Annotated in this window: 20 protein-coding genes; 13 read left to right on the forward strand and 7 right to left on the reverse strand. The window is 72.7% G+C overall.

Annotation, left to right across the window (positions count from 1 at the left end; translation table 11 throughout):
• Positions 1 to 208: 208 nt before the first annotated feature.
• A complete protein-coding gene (locus BXY45_RS00450; RefSeq protein WP_109772333.1) occupies positions 209 to 1,822 on the reverse strand; it encodes a helicase HerA-like domain-containing protein in 1,614 nt (537 codons plus the stop codon).
• A 51-nt stretch (positions 1,823 to 1,873) separates the two neighbouring features.
• Entirely contained in the window at positions 1,874 to 3,352 is a 1,479-nt protein-coding gene (yczR, locus tag BXY45_RS00455; protein WP_109772334.1) for a MocR-like transcription factor YczR, read from the reverse strand.
• 163 nt (positions 3,353 to 3,515) lie between these two features.
• On the opposite strand from yczR, the gene BXY45_RS23065 reads away from it, so the two are divergent.
• Positions 3,516 to 3,683 carry a hypothetical protein gene (locus tag BXY45_RS23065; RefSeq protein WP_170131239.1) on the forward strand — a complete coding sequence of 56 codons (168 nt, stop codon included), beginning with the start codon at positions 3,516 to 3,518 and terminating at the stop codon, positions 3,681 to 3,683.
• A 191-nt stretch (positions 3,684 to 3,874) separates the two neighbouring features.
• Here BXY45_RS23065 and BXY45_RS00460 read toward each other — a convergent pair whose 3' ends face one another.
• Positions 3,875 to 4,498: a class I SAM-dependent methyltransferase gene (locus BXY45_RS00460; RefSeq protein ID WP_177524068.1), complete on the reverse strand. Its 624-nt coding sequence runs from the start codon at positions 4,496 to 4,498 to the stop codon at positions 3,875 to 3,877.
• Between the two features lie 57 nt (positions 4,499 to 4,555).
• Positions 4,556 to 5,224, reverse strand: coding sequence for a peptide-methionine (S)-S-oxide reductase MsrA (msrA, locus tag BXY45_RS00465; RefSeq protein WP_211319111.1), 669 nt, complete (start codon positions 5,222 to 5,224; stop codon positions 4,556 to 4,558).
• Positions 5,225 to 5,308: 84 nt separating this feature from the next.
• Between msrA and BXY45_RS00470 the strand changes: the two genes are divergently transcribed.
• The 5 genes from BXY45_RS00470 to BXY45_RS00490 are packed head-to-tail and all read left to right on the forward strand — an operon-like array spanning position 5,309 to position 10,924.
• On the forward strand, positions 5,309 to 6,490 hold the full coding sequence (locus BXY45_RS00470; protein WP_109772336.1) for a cystathionine gamma-synthase: 1,182 nt from the start codon (positions 5,309 to 5,311) through the stop codon (positions 6,488 to 6,490).
• Between the two features lie 21 nt (positions 6,491 to 6,511).
• A complete protein-coding gene (locus BXY45_RS00475; protein WP_119700357.1) occupies positions 6,512 to 7,786 on the forward strand; it encodes an AI-2E family transporter in 1,275 nt (424 codons plus the stop codon).
• The gene (gene ilvA, locus BXY45_RS00480; protein ID WP_109772338.1) at positions 7,783 to 9,021 is read left to right on the forward strand and encodes a threonine ammonia-lyase; all 1,239 of its coding nucleotides are present in this window, start codon (positions 7,783 to 7,785) and stop codon (positions 9,019 to 9,021) included. The genes BXY45_RS00475 and ilvA overlap by 4 nt, the downstream gene beginning before the upstream one ends.
• A 53-nt stretch (positions 9,022 to 9,074) precedes the next feature.
• Complete coding sequence (locus BXY45_RS00485) at positions 9,075 to 10,124, forward strand: ATP-binding cassette domain-containing protein (protein WP_245961569.1); 1,050 nt, start codon at positions 9,075 to 9,077, stop codon at positions 10,122 to 10,124.
• Complete coding sequence (locus tag BXY45_RS00490) at positions 10,121 to 10,924, forward strand: ABC transporter permease (RefSeq protein WP_109772340.1); 804 nt, start codon at positions 10,121 to 10,123, stop codon at positions 10,922 to 10,924. The genes BXY45_RS00485 and BXY45_RS00490 overlap by 4 nt, the downstream gene beginning before the upstream one ends.
• Before the next feature lie 80 nt (positions 10,925 to 11,004).
• Here the strand turns inward: BXY45_RS00490 and greA are convergent, their stop codons facing one another.
• Positions 11,005 to 11,502 (reverse strand): transcription elongation factor GreA, encoded by a 498-nt coding sequence (gene greA / locus BXY45_RS00495; RefSeq protein WP_245961570.1) that lies wholly within the window; start codon positions 11,500 to 11,502, stop codon positions 11,005 to 11,007.
• 133 nt (positions 11,503 to 11,635) lie between these two features.
• Entirely contained in the window at positions 11,636 to 12,043 is a 408-nt protein-coding gene (locus tag BXY45_RS00500) for a DUF4307 domain-containing protein (RefSeq protein WP_109772342.1), read from the reverse strand.
• A 167-nt stretch (positions 12,044 to 12,210) separates the two neighbouring features.
• On the opposite strand from BXY45_RS00500, the gene mca reads away from it, so the two are divergent.
• From mca to BXY45_RS00535, 7 genes are all read left to right on the forward strand, one after another.
• The gene (gene mca, locus BXY45_RS00505; protein ID WP_109772652.1) at positions 12,211 to 13,089 is read left to right on the forward strand and encodes a mycothiol conjugate amidase Mca; all 879 of its coding nucleotides are present in this window, start codon (positions 12,211 to 12,213) and stop codon (positions 13,087 to 13,089) included.
• Positions 13,090 to 13,129: 40 nt separating this feature from the next.
• Entirely contained in the window at positions 13,130 to 13,531 is a 402-nt protein-coding gene (locus BXY45_RS00510; RefSeq protein WP_109772343.1) for a hypothetical protein, read from the forward strand.
• Between the two features lie 77 nt (positions 13,532 to 13,608).
• Positions 13,609 to 14,346, forward strand: coding sequence for a LysM peptidoglycan-binding domain-containing protein (locus tag BXY45_RS00515; RefSeq protein WP_146211027.1), 738 nt, complete (start codon positions 13,609 to 13,611; stop codon positions 14,344 to 14,346).
• A gap of 347 nt (positions 14,347 to 14,693) precedes the next feature.
• Positions 14,694 to 15,083: a hypothetical protein gene (locus BXY45_RS00520; protein WP_109772345.1), complete on the forward strand. Its 390-nt coding sequence runs from the start codon at positions 14,694 to 14,696 to the stop codon at positions 15,081 to 15,083.
• A gap of 171 nt (positions 15,084 to 15,254) precedes the next feature.
• Positions 15,255 to 16,022 carry an isoprenyl transferase gene (locus tag BXY45_RS00525; RefSeq protein ID WP_109772653.1) on the forward strand — a complete coding sequence of 256 codons (768 nt, stop codon included), beginning with the start codon at positions 15,255 to 15,257 and terminating at the stop codon, positions 16,020 to 16,022.
• A 107-nt stretch (positions 16,023 to 16,129) separates the two neighbouring features.
• The gene (gene phoH2, locus BXY45_RS00530) at positions 16,130 to 17,470 is read left to right on the forward strand and encodes an RNA 5'-3' helicase PhoH2 (protein ID WP_211319113.1); all 1,341 of its coding nucleotides are present in this window, start codon (positions 16,130 to 16,132) and stop codon (positions 17,468 to 17,470) included.
• A gap of 413 nt (positions 17,471 to 17,883) precedes the next feature.
• Positions 17,884 to 18,696: an aggregation-promoting factor C-terminal-like domain-containing protein gene (locus BXY45_RS00535; protein ID WP_109772347.1), complete on the forward strand. Its 813-nt coding sequence runs from the start codon at positions 17,884 to 17,886 to the stop codon at positions 18,694 to 18,696.
• A 114-nt stretch (positions 18,697 to 18,810) separates the two neighbouring features.
• On the opposite strand, the gene BXY45_RS00540 is transcribed toward BXY45_RS00535, so the two are convergent.
• Positions 18,811 to 20,247 (reverse strand): class II fumarate hydratase, encoded by a 1,437-nt coding sequence (locus BXY45_RS00540; RefSeq protein WP_342799493.1) that lies wholly within the window; start codon positions 20,245 to 20,247, stop codon positions 18,811 to 18,813.
• Between the last annotated feature and the right edge of the window lie 214 nt (positions 20,248 to 20,461).

The following is a 20,461-nucleotide window of genomic DNA, read 5'->3' on the forward strand; positions in this document are numbered from 1 at the left end:
CGCGCCGTGGACCGCCAGGAAAGTGGCTGGTCAGAGCGGGAAAGCCGTCAGCGTGAGGCCGGACAGACCGCGACGCTGCGCTGCCGGCACAGGTCGACGTGGCGACGAGCCACGAGCAGGAGGACGGCAGGCACGGGGGAATCTTGCCATTCCTCGCGCGGTGGCACCACGAGCGTCAGCCGTCGCCCTGCGCGGGCGGACGGGAACCTCAGCGACGACGCACGCCGAACAGGCTCCGGGTGATCTCGCGGCCGAGGCTGGAGGCGGCCGACCTCGCGAAGCTGCGGAACGCCGAGGACCCGAGCACCTGCTCCACCACAGACCGCTCCTCCGGCTCCGCCGTCCGCCGTCCTGAAGGTCGCTGAGGGGTTGAGGACGACGACGACGGCGCCGGCTCCCGCTCCGCCGAGGGCCGCGCCGGCGCGGTGGTCTTGCGGGTGAGGCGCTCGTAGGCGGAGTCCCTGTCGATGGGCGTGCCGTACTCGGCCTGCAGCGGTGACGCGGCCACGATGCGCTGCTGCTCGGCCTCCGGCGCCGGTCCCATGAGGGACTGCGGCGCCCGCAGCCGCGTCCACGCGACGGGCGTCGGCACGCCGTTCTCGGACAGCACGGTCACCACGGCTTCGCCGGTTCCGACGCTGGTGAGGAGGGTCTCGGTGTCGTAGTGGCTGCTCCGGGGGTACGTCGAGGCGGTGGCGCGCAGCGCCTTGGCGTCGTCGGGAGTGAACGCGCGCAGGGCGTGCTGCACGCGGGAGCCGAGCTGGGCGAGCACCTCCTTGGGCAGGTCCGTCGGGCTCTGCGTGACGAACACCACGCCGACGCCCTTGGAGCGCACCAGCCGCACGGTCTGGGCGACCTGCGCGACGAAGTCCTTGCTCGCTCCGGTGAAGAGCAGGTGTGCCTCGTCGAAGAAGAACACGAGCTTGGGCTTGTCGAGGTCGCCCACCTCGGGCAGCTCCTCGAAGAGCTCCGCGAGCAGCCACAGCAGGAAGGTGGAGAACAGCGCCGGGCGGCCCTGCACGGCGGGCAGCTCCAGGCAGGAGACCACGCCGCGCTCGCCGTCGTCGGAGCCGTCGGCAGGCACGGTGCGCAGAAGGTCGTGGACGTCGAGCTCCGGTTCGCCGAAGAAAGCGTCGGCGCCGCCGTCGGCGAAGGCCAGCAGCTCCCGCAGCAGTACGCCCGCGGTCTGCTTGCTCAGCCCGCCCAGGCCCTCGAGGTCGGCCTTGCCCTCGGGGGAGACGAGGTGGGAGATGACGGCGCGCAGGTCCGCGAGGTCGAGCAGCGGCAGACCTGCCTTGTCCGCCCAGTGGAAGACCAGGGCTAACGACGACGACTGCACCTCCGACAGGTCGAGCACGCGGGCGAGCAGTGACGGCCCGAAGCTCGTGATGGTCGCTCGCACGGGCACCCCCGTGCCGAGGCCGCCCAGCGCCAGCAGCTCCGTCGGACAACCGGCCGGAGCCCACTGCTGGCCGACGTCGGCGGCGCGCGAGGCCACACGGTCGGACGGCTGTCCCGGCAGGGCGATGCCGGACAGGTCGCCCTTGACGTCGGTGAGGAACGTCGGCACACCGTGGGCGCTGAGCTGCTCGGCGATGAGCTGCAGCGTCTTCGTCTTGCCGGTGCCCGTGGCTCCCGCGACCAGCCCGTGGCGGTTCAGCACTGACAGCGGCAGCTGCACGGGCGCGTCGGAGTGGGCGACACCGTCGACGACGAGCGCGCCGAGTTGCACGGCGGCGCCGGACGCGGCGTAGGCCTTGCGAACCTCGGCAACGAAGGCCGCTGCGCCGTTGTCTGCGCTGCTTGTCGGTGTGCTGGTCACGGCGCGGACGCTAACGCCGTCGTCGTCGTCCTGCCAGTGTCCGAGCAGCTGTCACACCAGGTGGCGGCGTGGGGTAGAGGGAGAGCGGCCGGCGCAGGCGCTGCTCGCGGCGACCAGCAGCTCCACGGCCCGCAGCAGGTCGGGCACGGGGGCGGTGAACGGCAGGCGCAGCATGTCGTCGAAGGCATGACCGGCGCCGAAGCGCGAGCCGGTGGCCAGGCGCAGACCGAGCTGCTCGGCGGTGTCGACGAGCACCGACGACGACACCCCCGCCGGCAACCGGCACCACAGCGACTGCCCGCCGGGAGGCACGGTGACGCCCCATTCGGGAAGGTGCTCGCCCAGCGCGGCCACGAGGGCGTCGCGCTGGGCGCGCAGCTGCACCCGGCGGCGAGCGACGACGACGTCGAGGACGTCCAGCAGTGCGCACGCGGCCAGCTGGTCGACCAGGGAGAGCGCCCCGTGGTCACGGGAGGCCGCGGCGGCGGTGCGCGCGATAACGTCGGGCTCAGCTCGCAGCCACCCGATCCGCACGCCGGCCCACACGGCCTTGCTGAGCGACCCGGCGCTCAGCACCGTGCCGGGCCTGCCGTGCGCGGCGAGCGGGGTGAGCGATTCTTGATCGTCCAGGGCCAGGTCGGCGAGGGCCTCGTCGGCGACCACCGTCACTTCCTGCTGCTGCATGGAGATGACCAGGGAACGGCGGTCGCCCTCGGACAGGGTGGCACCGGTCGGGTTGGAGAAATCGGGGACGACGTACAGCGCCCGCGCCGAGGTCTGGCGCGCGGCACGGTGCACCGCAGTGACGAAGCCGGAACCGGAGTCGAGATCGCGCGAGACCGGCACGAGGCGGGCGCGCAGTTCACGGGCGACGTCGAGGGCGTTCGGCCACACCGGGTGCTCCACCACGAGGCGGTCTCCGGCGTCGAGCACGGCGCGCAGCGCCGCACTGACCGCGCCGCCGGCGCCACAGGTCACGAGCACCTGCTCGGGTGTGGTGGGCAGGCCGCGTGCGGTGTAGCGGTCGGCGATGCGCGTGCGCAGGGCGAGAAGGCCCAGCGGGGTGTAGCCGTGACCGCCGAGGTGACGTGGCAGTTCCGTGAGGGCCTGGGCGTAGGCGTCGGCCACCTCGGGGGGGCCGGGTGGGGCGGCGTAGGACAGGTCGAGCGTGCCGTCGCGCTCCCCGCCGGGCACCCAGGCGGCGACGACGCCGCTCGTGGCGGGCAGCTGTGTCCAGGTGCCCGATCCTTGGCGGGCGTCGGCCCAGCCCGCTTCGCGCAGCCGCCCGTACGCGGCGGACACGGTGACCCGGCTGACGCCGAGAGCCGCGGCGAGCTCACGCTCGGCGGGTAGCCGCACGCCGACGCCGAGACGGCCGTCCCGGACCAGGCCCTGGATACCGCTGGCCAGGCTGGCGTACATGGGTGCGTGGAGCGTGTCCGCACCGATGAGCTCGGCGAGGCGCTCCGCTGACGTCGTCGTCGGGCCGACGGTGCCCATCGGGCCGGTGATGAGCGGTCCGCTGTTCATCGACACCAGGCCACTGTCGCAGGATTGGCATGGTTTGGGAATCCCTCGTCCCTGCTCCGTTGTAGTGATCAGCGCCCGGTTGGTGACCTGGATGGTCTAATTCAGGCCACTAGCCCCCGATTGGCCTGATGTCACAATGCCAATTGTGGTCGATGCTTGATGCATGACGGTCTTCGCTCTCATCCTGGCCCTGTCCCTCCTCTCCCTGGGGGCGCTGTACGCCCTGGCGCGCGCCACCGAGGACGCCCAGGTCGGAACCCATCCCGCCCGCAGTCGTGACGGCTGGGGCACGGTGCTCCCGACCTTCCCCTCGACCCCGCTCAACCGCTGAGCCCCGAGGGCGGCCGAGAGGCCGCCGACCCCGACGCATGGCGAAGGCCCTGCTCCCGCTGAGGAGCAGGGCCTTCGTCGTCCTCCCGCCCTGGCCGCCGTGCCCCTCGTGCTTCTCGCACTTGCCGCGGCAAGTGCGCCATGGGGCCCCCGCTTGTCGCACTTGCCGCGGAAAGTGCGGCCTGTGGAGGGTCAGAGGGGGTGGTCGGCCACGAGGACGGCGTCGACCTGGAGCCGGCGGACGTCGTCGTCCCAGATCACCGGGCGCTCCACCTCCGCGGCGACGCGCACCCGTAGCCCCGCGGCATGCGCCGCCTGACGCAGAGCGGTGACGTCGTGGAGCAGGCGCGGGTCGCGCGGACCCCCGACCCCGCGGGATGCGTTGGACAGGGCATGTCCGACGACGACGACGCGACCGCCCGGCACCAGCCACTGCGCTGCGCGCTCGACAAGCCGCGGCAGGGCGACGAAGGCGACCACCACCAGCTCGACCGGAGCCTCCGGCTGCCAGGTGCGGGCGTCGGCGGTCACCCAGCGGCAATGAGCGTCCAGGTCCCGCGCTGTGGCGGCGCGCGCCGCGACCTCCAGGCCGCCGGGGGAGGAGTCGACGCCGACCACGTCCCAGCTGAGGCCCGCCAGCCACCGCGCGTGGCGCCCGGTGCCGCAGGCCAGGTCGATCGCGGTGCCGGGCTGCAGCGGCAGGCACGCGGCGCGGACCGACGGGTCGACGCCGTCGTGGGCGCCGCGGTCGCGATGCTTGGCGTCCCACCAGGCGACGTCATGCCCGGGCTGGTCGGGCCGCTGCTCCGTGCTCACGAGCGCCAGTGTTCCGGAGGCCCATGATCGCCGTGATCATGGGCCTCTGGAACAGGGTCAAGCGCCGACGACGCCGACCGGGCAGGTCACGCCCGTGCCACCCAGGCCGCAGTAGCCGTTCGGCACCTTGTGCAGGTACTGCTGGTGGTAGTCCTCGGCGAGGTAGTACGGGCCCGCGTCGGACGCGGGCCGCAGCTCCGTGGCCACCGGTCCGAAGCCCGCAGCGCGCAGCTTCGGCTCGAACGCGGCCTTGGTGCGCTCCACCGCCTCGCGCTGCTCCTCGGTGGTCCAGTAGACCGCCGAGCGGTAGGTGGTGCCGACGTCGTTGCCCTGCCGGTTCACCTGCGACGGGTCGTGGCTCTCCCAGAACACCTTGAGCAGCGCGTCCGCGGAGGTCTGCGCCGGGTCGTAGGCCACCATCACCGCCTCGGTGTGGCCGGTGCGCCCGGTGACGGTCTCCTCGTACCAGGGGTTCGGCGTGAAGCCGCCGGTGTAGCCGACCGAGGTGGTCACCACCCCGGGCTGGCGCCAGAACGTGCGCTCGGCGCCCCAGAAGCAGCCCATCGCCACGTACAGCACCTGGGTGCCCTCGGGCCACGGGCCCTCCAGCGGCGTGCCGAGCACGGCGTGGTGGGTCGGGACGGGGTAGGGGCGGACGTCGCGGCCGGGCAGCGCCTCCTCGCGGGTCACCATGCGGGACTTCAGCGAGCTGCCGAACAGGGCCATGCGCTTCCTCCTGAGGCTCGAATCCTGATTCCCTCAACACCTCGTCGCGCACGATCCATCCCGAGGGGTCGTAGCCTCGGACCCGTGAGCGAGCAGCACTCCTCGGACATCTGGTCCGGCAGCGGTTTCTCCACCCGGGCGATCCATGCCGGGTCCGAGCCCGACCCGCGCACGGGCGCGGTGATCCCCGCCATCGGCGTCTCCACCACCTACAAGCAGGACGGCGTCGGCGGGCTGCGCTTGGGCTACGAGTACTCCCGCTCCGCCAACCCCACCCGCGACGCGCTCCAGGAGTGCCTGGCCTCCCTCGAGGGCGGCCGCTCCGCGTACGCCTTCGCCTCCGGTCTGGCCGCCGAGGACACGCTGCTGCGCGCCGTGCTGACGCCGGGCGACCACGTCGTCGTCCCCGACGACGCCTACGGCGGCACCTACCGGCTCATCGCCCGCGTGCTCGGGCGCTGGGGCGTGGAGCACACCCCCGCCGACATCTCCGACGCCGACGCTGTGGCTGCCGCCGTCAGGCCCGGCCGCACCAAGCTCGTGTGGGCCGAGACGCCCACCAACCCGCTGCTCACCGTCGGTGACATCGGCGCGCTCGCGGCCGTCGCGCACGAGGCCGGCGCGCTGCTCGCCGTCGACAACACCTTCGCCACCCCGTACCTGCAGCAGCCGCTGGCGCTCGGCGCGGACGTCGTCGTCCACTCGACCACCAAGTACTGCGGCGGTCACTCCGACGTGGTCGGCGGCGCGCTCGTCGTCGGCAAGGGAGACCACCTCGACGCCGTGGCCGAGTCCGTCGGCTTCCACCAGAACGCCATGGGCGCCGTGGCCGGGCCGTTCGATGCGTGGCTGGTGCTGCGCGGCCTCAAGACGCTCGCGGTGCGGATGGAGCGCCACTGCGACTCCGCCGAGGCCGTGGCCGCCTGGCTGACCGAGCACCCCGCCGTGACCACCGTGCTCCACCCGGGCCTGGAGGGGCACCCTGGCCACGACGTCGCCGCGAAGCAGATGCGCCGCGGCGGCGGCATGGTCAGCTTCCGCGTCGGCTCGCGCGCCACGGCCCTGCAGGTGTGCGAGTGCACGCAGGTGTTCACCCTGGCCGAGTCCCTCGGGGGCGTGGAGTCGCTCATCGAGCACCCGGCAGCGATGACGCACGCGTCCGTTGCGGGCTCGGCGCTGGAGGTCCCGGATGACCTCGTGCGCCTGTCGGTGGGTCTGGAGGACGTCGATGACCTGATCGGCGACCTCGACCGCGCACTCAGCTGACAGCCCGCCACACTGGCGGGTGTGCCTCCCACCCAGAGCCGCCTGACTCGTACACCGCGCCCGGAGCGCACCGCTGCTGACGCCGTGAGCTTCCCGGTGCGGGTGGCCGGTGCGTGGGCCTGGCGGATCCTCGTCGTCGCCGTCGTCCTCTACGGCATCGGCCGGGTGCTGGCGTACTTCGCCGACCTGACCATCGCGCTGTTCGTCTCGCTGCTGTTCGTGGCGCTGCTGGTGCCCTTCGTCGACTTCCTGGACCGGCTCGGCTGGCCGCGCGTGCTCGCCACGCTGGTGAGCCTCCTGCTGGGCATCGCCCTGATCGCGGGCCTCTTCACGCTGGTGGTCACGCAGATCGCCTCGGGCTTCGACGACCTCGCCAAGCAGGCCTCCGACGGCATCACCCAGCTGCAGCTGTGGCTCTCCAACGGTCCGCTCAACCTGTCGAGCAGCCAGATCAACGCCTACATCAGCCAGGCCCGCTCGGCGCTGCAGGAGAACAGCCAGTCGCTGGTCAACGGGGCCGTGGCCGTCGGCGGCACCGCCGCGACGTTCCTCACGGGCAGCTTCCTCGTGCTGTTCTTCACGATCTTCCTCACCTGGGACGGCCGCCGCGTGTGGTCGTGGCTCGTGCGGCTGCTGCCCGCCCCGGCCGAGGCTCCCTTCGACGCGGCCATGCACCGCGGCTGGATCACCCTCACCTCGTACGTCCGCGCGACGATCATCGTGGCTGCCGTCGACGCGATCGGCATCGGCATCGGAGCGCTGGCCCTGCAGATCCCGCTGGCCGTGCCGCTGGCCGTGCTGGTGTTCCTGGGCGCGTTCGTGCCGATCGTCGGCGCGGTGGTCACCGGCGCCGTCGCCGTCCTCGTGGGTCTGGTCGCGGTGGGCCCGATCAAGGCGTTGATCATGCTCCTCGTGGTGCTCCTCGTGCAGCAGCTCGAGAGCCACGTGCTGCAGCCGCTCCTGCTGGGCAAGGCTGTCTCCGTCCACCCGTTGGCTGTGTTCGTGGCCATCGCCGCCGGCGGCACGCTCGCCGGCATCCCGGGGGTGCTCTTCGCCGTCCCGATCATCGCGGTGGCCAACACCGTGATCGTCTACCTCGTCCGCGGGGATGCGGCGCTGCCGCCCGACCTCGTCGAGCACTTCGAGGACGACGACGAGGAGCCCACCGCGGACGGAGAGCGGCGCGCCGCCGACGAGGCCGCTGCCCTGCAGGCACGTCACTCCGGGCAGCCGCCTGCTCCGGGCCCGGTGGGCTCCGGCGACGCCGGCGGCCCGGGGGAGGACGGCGCGCGGTGACGCCTGCGCCCTCGCCGGTGCCAGCGGTGGGACCGGAGGACGTGCTGGCGGCACGACCGGTCCTGGACGGCGTTGTCCGGCGTACCCCGGTGGTGCGCAGCCGCGCGCTGTCCGACCTGGTCGGCGGCCCGGTGCACCTGAAGCTCGAGAACCTCCAGCGCGGTGGCTCGTTCAAGGTCCGCGGGGCGTACGTGCGCGCGGCTCGGCTGACGAGCGACGAGCGCCGCCGCGGACTGGTCGCCGCGAGCGCCGGCAACCACGCGCAGGGCGTGGCCATCGCGGCGCGGGAGCTGGGCGCTCCCGCCACGGTCTTCATGCCGGTGGGTGCCTCCCTGCCGAAGCTCGAGGCCACCAGCCGCTATGGCGCGCGCGTCGAGCTGGCGGGCGCCACCGTCGACGAGGCGCTGGTGGCGGCGCACGAGCACGTCGAGGCCACCGGCGCGGTGCTCGTGCACCCCTTCGACCACCCCGACGTCGTCGCGGGCCAGGGCACGGTGGGCCTGGAGCTGGTCGAGCAGGTGGCCGGCCTGCGCACGGTGCTCGTCTGTCTCGGCGGCGGCGGGCTGCTGGCGGGCACGGCGGCGGCGCTCGCGGGTGCGGCGCCCGGGGTGAGAGTGGTGGGCGTGCAGGCTGCTGGGGCTGCCGCGTGGCCGGCGTCCCTGGTGGCTGGGCACCCGGTGGTGCTGGACCGGATGGCGACGATGGCCGACGGCATCGCCGTCGCCAGGCCCGGTGACGTGCCCTTCGCGACGGTGTCGTCGCTGTTGCCGCCCGCCGACGTGGTCACGGTGTCCGAGGAGGACGTCTCCCGCGCGCTGCTGCTCCTGCTCGAGCGCGCCAAGCTCGTGGTCGAGCCCGGGGGAGCGGCGGGGGTGGCGGCGCTGCTGGCCGACCCCACCGCCTACGAACCTCCCGTGGGCGTGGTGCTCTCCGGTGGCAACGTCGACCCGCTGCTGCTCATGCGCGTCATCCGGCACGGCATGGCCGCCGCGGGGCGCTTCCTCGCCCTCTCGGTGCGGCGCCTGCCGGACCGCCCCGGATCACTCGCTGCGCTGCTCGCGCGGGTGGCGGAGGCGGGTGCTGACGTCATCGACGTGGGGCACGCTCGGACCTCGGGTCGCGTCGCCGTCGACGAGGCCGAGGTCGACCTGCGCCTGCAGACGCAGGGACCCGCGCATGCCGAGCGCCTGGTGGAGGGGCTGCGGCGGGCAGGCTACGAGGTGCTCGTCAGCTGAACTCCCGGCGTCGCGGGTCCCGGCTGTCGGTGCCTGCGCCTAGCGTGCGTCCCGTGGTGGGAAGCAGCGGCAGGGGGCTCGCGGTGCGGGCCAGGGGTCTGGTGAAGACCTACGGAACGCCGGGGCGAGGTAGCGGGGTGACTCGCGCCCTCGACGGGGTCGACCTCGACGTACCTGAGGGCACCGTGCTGGGCTTGCTCGGTCCCAACGGGGCGGGCAAGACCACCACCGTGAGGATCCTCACCACGCTGCTCGTGCCGGACGCGGGGGAGGCGCAGGTGGCCGGGGTCGACGTGCTGGCCGACCCGCAGGAGGTCCGCCGGCGGATCGGCGTCTCCGGGCAGTACGCCGCCGTCGACGAGTACCTCACCGGTTTCGAGAACCTCCGGATGATCGGCAAGCTCTACCACCTCGGCGCTGCCCGGGCGTCGGCGCGGGCGCGTGAGCTGCTGGAGCTGTTCACGCTCACCGACGCCGGTGACCGGCCCGTCAAGGGGTACTCCGGCGGCATGCGGCGCCGTCTCGACCTCGCCGGCGCGCTCGTGGCCGATCCGCCGGTGCTCTTCCTCGACGAGCCCACCACCGGCCTCGACCCGCGCAGTCGTGCCGACATGTGGGAGCTGCTGCAGGGCATGGTTCGCGGCGGCACCACCGTGGTCCTCACCACGCAGTACCTCGAAGAGGCCGATCTGCTCGCGGACGACATCGTCGTCATCGACCACGGCCACGCCATCGCCCGCGGCACGGCCGACCAGCTCAAGGCCCAGGTAGGCGGCGAGCGCCTCGAGATCGTCGCCAATGATCCGGCCCAGGTCGAGCGGGTGCGCTCCGCGCTGGCCGAGGTGGCTGTCGGTGAGGTGGAGGTCGAGCCGCACACGCGCCGCCTCATCGCCCCTGTCGACGGCGGCGCGCAGACGCTCGTGAGGGTGCTGTCCCGCCTCGACGCCGAGGGCGTGCGGCTGTCCGACGCGGGGCTGCGCCGCCCCACCATGGACGACGTCTTCCTCACCCTCACCGGCAAGCGCACCGACGAGACCGACCCGGCCGGCGGCACTGCGGGCCCCGACACGACCGACGAGCAGAAGGCGGGGGCACCGGCATGAGCGCGTTCTGGTCCGCGGTGGGAGACGGGGCGACCATCGCCCAGCGCAACCTCATCAAGGTGCGGCGCGTGCCGGACCTGCTGGTCGGCACGCTCATCTCGCCGATCATGTTCATCCTGCTGTTCGTCTACGTCTTCGGCAGCGCCATCCCGGTGCCGCCGGGCACGAACTACGCCAGCTTCCTCGTGCCCGGCATCTTCGCCCAGACGGTGATCTTCGGCGCCACGGTCACCGGCAGCGGCCTCGCCGACGACATGCAGAAGGGCGTCATCGACAGGTTCCGCTCGCTGCCCATCGCGCCCTCAGCGGTGCTCGTGGGCAGGACGACGTCCGACGTCGTCACCAACGTGCTGGTCATCCTCATCATGACGGCCACCGGGCTCGCGGTCGGGTGGCGCATCACGACCTCCCCGCTGGAGGCGCTGGCCGGTTTCGCGCTGCTGCTGCTGTTCGCCTACGCCTGCTCGTGGGTCATGGCGTTCGTGGGGCTCATCGTGCGCAGCCCGGAGGTGTTCAACAACGTCAGCTTCATCGTGATCTTCCCGATCACGTTCATCGCCAACACCTTCGTCCCCACGACCAACTTCCCGACCGTGCTGCGGTTCATCGCGGACTGGAACCCGGTCTCCGCGGTGACGCAGGCCAGCCGCGAGCTGTTCGGCAACCCCTCGCTCGTCGACACCGGCGCTGCCTGGCCGCTGCAGCACCCCGTGCTCTACACGCTCGTGTGGGCGTTCGTGCTCGTCGCGGTGTTCCTCCCGCTGGCCACCCGCCAGTTCAAGCGCTCCGCCGCACGCTGAGATCCCTGGCGCGGTGTGACACGCGAGAGGCGCCCCACCCCGGTCGGGGAGGGGCGCCTCTCGTGCGCACGGAGGACGTGTCAGCCGGCGTAGGCCTCGACGTCGTCGACCACGACGGACAGCTCCTTGCCGTTCGGCGCGTGGTAGCTCGCCGAGTCGCCCTTCTTCTTGCCCAGGATCGCTGAGCCGATGGGCGACTTCTCGCTGTACACGTCGAGGTCGGTGGTGCCGGCGGCCTCACGGCTGCCCAGCAGGAAGCGCATCTTCATGCTGCCGTTCACGGTGGCCGTGACCACGGTGCCCGGCGCGACGACGCCGCTGGCGGCAGCGGGAGCCTGGCCGACCTGAGCCTCGCGCAGCAGCTGCTCGAGCTGCCGGATGCGGGCCTCCATCTTGCCCTGCTCGTCCTTGGCGGCGTGGTACCCGCCGTTCTCCTTGAGGTCACCCTCCTGGCGCGCCGCGTCGATGCGCTTGGTGATCTCGAGCCGGCCCGGCCCGGTCAGGTGGGCGTGCTCGGCCTGGAGGCGGTCGTAGGCCTCCTGCGTCAGCCAGGTGGTGGCGGTCGTGGTGTCGGTCACCGGTCCTCCTCGGTCGGTCTCAGGGCTGTGCTCCGCGGCAGGACGACAACGGCCGGCGCAGAGCGCGGAAACGACGAGGCTACCAGCGCACTGCGGTCTGGCCGTCCGCGTGCTGATCGGGGCGCCCGCGCCGTCAGGTGGGGCGGCAGCCGTCGACGACGCCGGTGACGGCCCGCTGCTGCGTCTTGACGGTGACGGTCTGCACGCTGGAGGCGCCCGCATCCGCGCCCACGGGCCACTGCTGCAAGCCCACCACCGCCGACGTCGAGCTGAGTGCCTGCACGGTGCAGACGACCTCCTGGTCAGCGGGCTTGGCCACGCGGAACACGACGACGACGGTGGAGTCATCGACGATCTTGTAGCCCTGCTCGTCGGCCTGGATGTGCCCGGATGCACTGCCCAGCCCCGCCCAGACCGCCCACGCCGCGAGCGCGAGGCCGAGCGCGACGCTCACCACGAGCCGTAGGTGCCGGCGCACCGGGCCGCGGGTGCCGTAGCGGCCGGCCGGTCGCTCCGGTGCGCTGTGGTGGGCGCTGCTCACGCGGTGGTGCTCCTCTGGTCCGGTCGGTCGGCGCTGGGTGGTGGTGGTGCGCGATGATTGTCGCCCACCCGTGCACCCGGAGGTCCCCTCCCGTGAGCAGTCCCCTGCCCGGCCGCGCCAGCACCCAGGCCAGTAGTCAGCTCGGCGGCCCCGAGCCGCTGCGCCTCATGGCGGTCCACGCCCACCCCGACGACGAGTCGAGCAAGGGCGCCGCTACCTGCGCCCGCTACGTCAGCGAGGGCGTCGAGGTGCTGGTCGTCAGCTGCACGGGCGGTGAGCGCGGGTCCATCCTCAACCCCAAGCTCGCCGACGACCCGCGCGTGCTGCGCGACATCGCCCAGGTCCGCCGCGAGGAGATGGCCGCCGCCGCTGCCGCGCTCGGCGTGCAGCACGAGTGGCTGGGCTTCGTCGACTCCGGCCTGCCCGAGGGAGACCCGCTGCCGCCGCTGCCCGACGGCTGCTTCGCGCTGGAGCCCCTGCACGTGGCGGCGGAGGCGCTCGTGCGCGTGGTCCGCCGCTTCAAGCCGCACGTCATGACGACATACGACGAGAACGGCGGCTACCCCCACCCCGACCACATCATGTGCCACAAGGTGTCGATGGCGGCCTTCGATGCTGCCGGCGATCCCGACGCCTACCCCGGCGAGGGCGAGCCCTGGACACCGCTGAAGCTCTACTACAACACCATGTCGCGGGCCCGGATCCTCGCCATCCACGAGCACCTGCTGCGCGAGAAGGGCGAGTCGCCCTTCACCGAGTGGATGGAGCGGTGGAGCGAGCGCGAGGAGCGCATCGTCACCACGCGCGTGCCGGTGGCGGAGTTCTTCCCCCAGCGCGACGCCGCCCTGCTGGCCCACGCCACACAGATCGACCCCGACGGCTTCTGGTTCGCCGCCGGGCGTGACCTCGAGGCCCGGCTGTGGCCCACGGAGGACTTCGAACTGGCACGGTCCCGTGTGGCCCTTCCGGCGCTCGCCGAGGGCGAGGTCGAGTCCGACCTGTTCGCCGGGGTCCGCGAGCACCTCGCCGCCGGCAGCGCCGCGTGAGCCTCTGCGGTGAGTGCCACGAGCCCTCGGTGAGCGCCTGGTGAGCGTGCTGCTGCTCCTGGGCCCTCTGACGGGCCTGGGTCCCTCGCCGATCCCCGGTGGGGACGACCTGCCGCGCGGCCTGCAGGACACCGACATCACCCCCGGGGTCCAGGGCTTCCTCGCGACGGCCGTCGTCGTCGTCGTGTCGATCTTCCTCATCGTCAACCTGGTCGGCCGGATGCGCCGCATCCGGCACCGGGCGTTCCTGGAGGAGGCCGCCGAGCGAGCCCGTGAAGAGGCCGCCCGCGGGCGCGAGCTCGACGGGACTGCCAGGGGCGACGGCGGCAATGAGCCTCGTGACGAGCTGGCGGCGGGGCCCGACGTCGTCCAGGGCGAGGTCAGCCGCGAGACGACCACAGACCGGGACGAACCCGACACCCCTCGCCGCCCACCCGCTTAGGGTGACGAGCGGCCGGCGCTCTGCCGGTGACCGGGCGGCCCTCGCTGCCGGTCGAGGCATCGGAGCTCGGAGGTGGCGTGGACGCGCGCGCGTGGCGGATCGCCGGAAGTGCCGTGGTGGCGCTGCTGGCGCTGGTCGCGCTCGTGGTCTGGCGCGCCGACGCGCTCGCAGGGGGTTGGCTGCTGGCCCTGCGCGTGACGGGCCTCGTGGCCGTGGCGGGGCTGCTGACCGTCGTCGTCCTCGCCGCCCTTGCGGCGCTACGGCCTCCGGCTCCACCCCAGGTGCTCGTGAGGGTCCCGGTCTCCGGTGCTCCCCTCACGACGACGACGCCGGGCCGCGCGGCGGCTCCGCTCGCGGCGCTGGTCGTCCTCGCGGTGGCCACGTCGGCTCCGGCGCTCGTCGTCCTCGTGCTGGCCCGCGGCAGTGCGTCTGCCGCCGCCGAGCTCGCGGCAGCCTCGCAGACTCCGTCGGAGACGACCACGCCGCCGGAGACGACGACGCCGTCGGCTCCTGCCACGTCGTCAGCGCCGCCGTCGTCGTCGTTGTCGCAGCCCTCGATCCAGCCGGCTCCGCCGCAGTCGACTGCCGTCTCGCCGTCCCAGCTGCCCCCGGCGGCCACCGCCGGAGCGGGCTGCGAGCTGGTCGTGGTACGTGGCGACTCCCTCTGGCGGCTGGCGCAGGCGCAGCTGGGGGAGAGCGCGTCCGCCGCCGACATCGACGCTCGCTGGCGCGCCCTGTACGCCGCCAACGTCGACGCGATTGGTTCCGACCCCGATGTGCTGGCCCAGGGCCTGGTGCTGCGCGGCTGCTCCTGACGCCCGAGGTTTCCGGGATGTCCGGTTCGGCCGTGTGATCCGGCGGGGAGGCCCACGATGGAGCCGTGAGCCGCTTCACCCGCCCCAGCACCACCAGACGCATCGCGAGCAACGGTCGATCCTGTACTTCCGGGCGGGTACGGCTCGGCATCGGCGCGGCGATCACGGTGTGCGCGGTGCTGCTGTCGGCCGGGTGCAGCGGAGCGTCGGAACCCACGGCACCTGCTGGCGCGTCACCCGCGAGTGCCACAGCGGGCCCGGGCGCAGCAGCCTCGGCAGATGCCGCCAGCGGCGCACCGACGGCCAGCGCCGGTGCCAGTGCTACTTCCGCGCCCTCGGGGCGCACGGTGACATCCCTGACCACCTTCATCCTGCCGGAGCGCAACATCACCTGCTCCATGGTGCCCGTCGAGGGCGCTGGCCCCTACGTCCGTTGTGACCTGGCCAGCACCCAGTGGCGCGACGAGCCCCCGCTCGACGCCGGCTGCCCGAGCACCGTGGGGAGCGGTCAGGATGGTCGGGGGAGCGTCGGCCTTGGCGACGGTCCGGCGCAGCGGCTATGCCTGATCTCCGGCGGCCCGTTGGACGGTGCCGGGGCCGAGGTGTTGCAGTACGGGCAGTCGATCACGTTCGCGCCGATCACCTGCACGAGTAGTCAGACCTTGGGTGTGACGTGCACGAACGCGGCCACTCAACACGGGTTCACGGCGCGCAGGGCGGACCTCAAGACGTCCTGAGGTCCCTCTTGGTGGCGCGCGGGTGCACGCGTCGGAGTCGCGCGGCACACCCTAGGCTCATCAGCAGTCGTGGAGGAGGCGGTCGTGGTCGCAGCGGACGACGGGGCGCGCACGCGCGCGCTCCTTCAGGTGCAACGCGCCAGGCGCTGGGTGGCCCCTCGCCTGAGGAGCATGCGCGCACCGCTGCGCGTCGTGCTGGAACGGGGTTACGAGCGCCGGCTGGTCACCTCCGTCGACCCGGCCCGTGCTCCGCGCCACGTCGCGGTCATCCTCGACGGGAACCGTCGTTGGGCACGTGAGGCGGGCTTCGAGCCGCGTTCCGGGCATCAGGCCGGTGCGGACAAGGTGCTCGAGCTCACGGAATGGTGCGAGCAGGTCGGCGTCGAGGTGGTGACGCTGTGGATGCTCTCCACCGACAACCTCACGCGCCCGGCCGCGGAGCTCGGCCCTCTGCTGGCCATCATCGAAGACACGGTCGACAGGTTGGCCCGCGACGGGCGGTGGCGGGTCCACCCCGTGGGTGCCCTTGACCTGCTGCCGGCGAGCACGCGCGGCGCCCTCGAAGACGCCGCCAAGCAGACGGCGTCGCACACCGGTCTGCACATCAACGTGGCCGTGGGGTACGGAGGCCGCCGCGAGATTGCCGACGCCGTCCGCTCGCTGCTGGCCGAGCACGCCGCCCGTGGAACGTCGCTGGAGGAGCTCGTGGAGGTGCTGGACGTCGAGCACATCGCCGAGCACCTCTACACCGCGGGCCAACCCGACCCGGACCTCGTCATCCGCACCTCGGGGGAGCAGCGACTGTCGGGCTTCCTGCTGTGGCAGAGCGCGCACAGCGAGTTCTACTTCTGCGAGGCCTACTGGCCCGACTTCCGGAGGGTCGACTTCCTGCGGGCCCTGCGGTCTTATGCCGAGCGCGAGCGTCGCTACGGAGGGTGAGGGGCGGTGGCGGAGGGCTGCTCGGGTGAGCCCCCATCCGCTCGACGAGTGAGTGTTCCTGTCAGTCCTCCCACGGGACGTCGGCGTTCGGGGTTAGCGTCGGTCTCGTGAGCGACGCCTCGGCCGTTGTCCCGTCCGTCTCATCGCCGGGTTCCCCGGATGTGCGGACCTTCGTGCTCGACACTTCGGTGCTGCTCTCGGATCCGCGGGCGCTGCTGCGCTTCGCCGAACACGAAGTCGTGCTGCCGGTGGTCGTCATCACCGAGCTGGAGGCCAAGCGCCACCACGCCGAGCTGGGCTACTTCGCCCGGGCGGCCCTGCGCCTCCTGGACGATCTGCGCATCCGCCACGGCCGCCTGGACGCCCCCGTCCCGGTCGGCGAGGTGGGCGGCACGCTCGTGGTCGAGCTCAACCACACCGACCCGGCGGGCCTGCCCGATGGTTTCCACCTCGGTGACGCCGACACGCGCATCCTCGCCGTAGCGGCCAACCTGGCTCACGAGGGTCGTCGAGTCACGGTGGTCAGCAAGGACCTGCCGATGCGCGTCAAGGCCTCCGCAGTGGGCCTGGCGGCCGAGGAGTACGTGGCCACCGGCCCCGTCGACACCGGCTGGACCGGCGTCGTCGAGCTCGACGTGAGCACGGAGGAGGTGCAGGACCTCTACGACGCCGGCTCCCTCGACCTCGAGAGCGCCCGCGAGCTTCCCTGCCACACCGGCCTGGTGCTGCTGTCCAGCCGCGGCTCGGCGCTCGGCAGGGTCGGAGCTGACAAGCAGGTCCGGCTGGTCAAGGGAGACCGCGAAGTCTTCGGCGTTCACGGTCGCAGTGCGGAGCAGCGCATCGCCGTCGACCTGCTGCTGGACCCCTCCATCGGCATCGTCTCCCTCGGGGGCCGGGCGGGCACCGGCAAGTCGGCGCTCGCCCTGTGCGCCGGGCTGGAAGCGGTCATGGAACGCCGCCAGCACCGCAAGGTCATGGTCTTCCGCCCGCTGTACGCCGTCGGCGGTCAGGAGCTCGGCTACCTGCCGGGCTCGGAGGCCGAGAAGATGAACCCCTGGGCCCAGGCCGTCTTCGACACCCTCGGGGCGCTCGTCAGCCCCGCCGTGGTCGAAGAGGTCATGGCCCGCGGCCTGCTCGAGGTGCTGCCCCTGACGCACATCCGCGGTCGCAGCCTTCACGACGCCTTCGTCGTCGTCGACGAGGCCCAGTCCCTCGAGCGCAACGTGCTCCTCACGGTGCTGTCGCGCATCGGACAGAACTCCCGGGTGGTGCTCACGCACGACGTCGCCCAGCGTGACAACCTCCGCGTGGGCCGCCACGATGGCGTCGCTGCCGTCATCGAGGCCTTCAAGGGGCACCCGCTGTTCGCGCACGTGACGCTGACCCGCTCGGAGCGCTCGCCCGTGGCGGCGCTGGTCACCGAGATGATGGACGGCCTCGACATCTGAGCAGTTCGTGAGCCGCGCTTGAGTCGCCCCGGGCACCGTTCCGGGGCGACTCGGGGGCGGCTGCAGGACGCAGTACCTCCGGTCGCGAATGATCACTCACGGTGATCAAGGTCGCCCAGATGGCCCCCTTGCTCGTGACCGTTCTCACGTTGACCTGGGCTGCGATGGTTGAACCTGGACAGACCGGACGCCGGGATGGCACTGTCGGTGACCGACAGCGCTCCGGGCCCGCCGGTGGTGCCCGCCTGCCGCGTCGCGGTGGCGCCCTCCGGGCCCACTCGCACCAGACCCGCCTTCCCCCGGGTCCTCGCGGACCACCCGGGGCTCCGTGCTGCGCGCCCACGCGGGTGCGCTGGTCTGGAAGGCCCTGAGTGCTCCGTCCGTCACCCCGTCGACGTCCATCCCGCGGACCGGTGCGCACCGCCACCGGCTTGCTGGCCGCAGGCGCCGTGGTGCTGACGGCATCGGGTGCGTCCCTCCTCACGCCGACGGGGACGACCTCCGAGGCGGGTCCGACCACGCATGAGCGCGTCGCCGCGGTGTGGCGCGCCGCTGGCGACGAAGCCCCTCGCGCCGCCGCCGACGCGCAGCTGCTCGGGGAGCTGGCCGGCGAGCGCGGGCAGGGCGCGAGCCGCAGCCTCGACCGTGCGGCTGCTCCGACAGCTCCTGCGGCCTCAGCCGGCGCGGACTCTGCACCCAGCGCGGCCACTGCGGACGCCGGGGCCGTCGCAGTGTCCGACGATCCCGTCGCCCAGGCGCAGCAGCGGATCCAGGACCTGCAGGACCAGAAGGTGGCCGACGAGGCCGACACCGAGCTCCACGACGAGGCATCACAGGTCTCGGCGGCTGAGGCACGCCAGGCGGTGGCCGCAGCCGAGCAGCAGCGGGCCGCCGAAGCGGAGCAGGCGGCTCTGGCGGCCGCCCAGGCCGACCCCCGGTCGGTGGCGGCCCCGCTGGTCGCCGCCCGCGGGTGGGATGCCGGCCAGTTCCAGTGCCTGGACCGCCTGTGGACCAAGGAGTCCGGGTGGAAGTGGTCCGCGGACAACCCCTCGTCGAGCGCCTACGGCATCCCGCAGGCCTTGCCCGGGAAGAAGATGGCCTCCCACGGTGAAGGGTGGGTCGACGATCCCCGCGTTCAGATCGCCTGGGGCCTGGACTACATCGCTGACGTCTACGGCACGCCGTGCCGGGCCTGGGGCCACAGCCAGGCCGTCAATTGGTACTGATCTGTCGCTGGTGTTGACCGGTTGCCCGGCTCACACCGCCGGCTGACACGAACGCCCGAGGGCCCCGCAGACCTGGTCTGCGGGGCCCTCGGGCGTTCTCCTGCGCTGGTGAGGCTAGGCCTTTGTGGGCGGGCGGGTCATCGCCATGACGTCGAGGGCCGTGTCGAGCTGAGCCTCGGTGACCTCACCGCGCTCGACGAAGCCCAGGTCGATGACGGCCTGGCGCACCGTGACGCCCTTGGCCACGGCGTGCTTGGCCACCTTGGCGGCCGCCTCGTAGCCGATGACGCGGTTGAGCGGTGTGACGATCGAGGGCGAGGCCTCGGCGTAGTGGCGGGCCTGCTCGACGTCGGCCTCGAGCCCGTCGACCACCTTGGTGGCCAGCACCCGGGAGCCGTTGGCGAGCAGTCGCGTGCTCTCCAGCACGCCGAGCGCCATCACCGGGATCTGCACGTTGAGTTCGAAGGCGCCCGACGCGCCCGCCCAGGCGACGGTCGCGTCGTTGCCGATGACGCGGGCGCACACCATGAGCACGGCCTCGTTGATGACCGGGTTGACCTTGCCCGGCATGATCGAGGAGCCCGGCTGGAGGTCGGGGATGCGCAGTTCGCCTAGGCCCGTGTTGGGGCCGGATCCCATCCACCGCAGGTCGTTGTTGACCTTGGTCAGGCTCACGGCAATGGTCTTCAGCTGACCCGACAGCTCCACCAGGCCGTCACGCGCGGACTGTGCCTCGAAGTGGTCGCGTGCCTCGGTGAGCGGCAGGCCGGTGTCTTCGGCGAGCAGCTCGATGACGCGCTGCGGGAACCCGGCGGGGGTGTTGATGCCGGTGCCCACCGCGGTGCCGCCCAGGGGCACCTCGGCCACGCGGGGCAGCACCGCCTGCAGCCGCTCGATGCCGTAGCGGACCGCCGCGGCGTACCCGCCGAACTCCTGCCCGAGCGTCACGGGGGTCGCGTCCATGAGGTGGGTGCGCCCCGACTTCACGACCTGCGCGAACTCCGACGCCTTGGCCTCCAGGGAGGCGGCGAGCTGCTCCAGGGCCGGCACGAGGTCGTTGACGACGGCGCTGGTGGCCGCCACGTGCACCGACGTCGGGAAGACGTCGTTGCTGGACTGGGAGGCGTTGACGTGGTCGTTGGGGTGCACGGCCTCGCCGAGGGAACGGCTGGCGAGCGTGGCGATGACCTCGTTGGCATTCATGTTCGAGCTGGTGCCCGACCCGGTCTGGAACACGTCGACGGGGAACTGGTCGTCGTGGGCGCCGGTGGCCACCTCCTCCGCGGCGGCTGCGATCGCGTCCGCCACGGCCTGGGGGAGCACACCCAGCTCGGCGTTGGCCAGTGCCGCGGCCTTCTTGACGCGCGCCAGGGCCTCGATGTGGCTGCGCTCCAGCGGGGTGCCGCTGATGGGGAAGTTCTCGACGGCGCGCTGCGTCTGCGCGCGCCACAGGGCTGCCGCGGGAACGCGGACCTCACCCATGGTGTCGTGCTCGATGCGGTACTCCGCGCCATCTACCGTGCCCACCGTCGGGCCCTTCGCGTCAACCATGGTGCCGATCGTCGCAGAACCGCTCGGCGCGCCGACACCGGCTCCCGGCACGTGACCACCCGATCGGGCGGCACCGCGGGCCACCACCAGCCAGTACTCCAGCGAGCGGCCTTCCCGCTCCACTACCTGCCGCACGATCTGGACGTCGCGCAGACCTCGTGTGCCGCGCGCGACAGCGGCCAGCGCCGACGGCTCGTGGGAGCACCACACGGCC

The organism is Quadrisphaera granulorum (assembly GCF_003149145.1).
Taxonomy (GTDB): domain Bacteria; phylum Actinomycetota; class Actinomycetes; order Actinomycetales; family Quadrisphaeraceae; genus Quadrisphaera; species Quadrisphaera granulorum.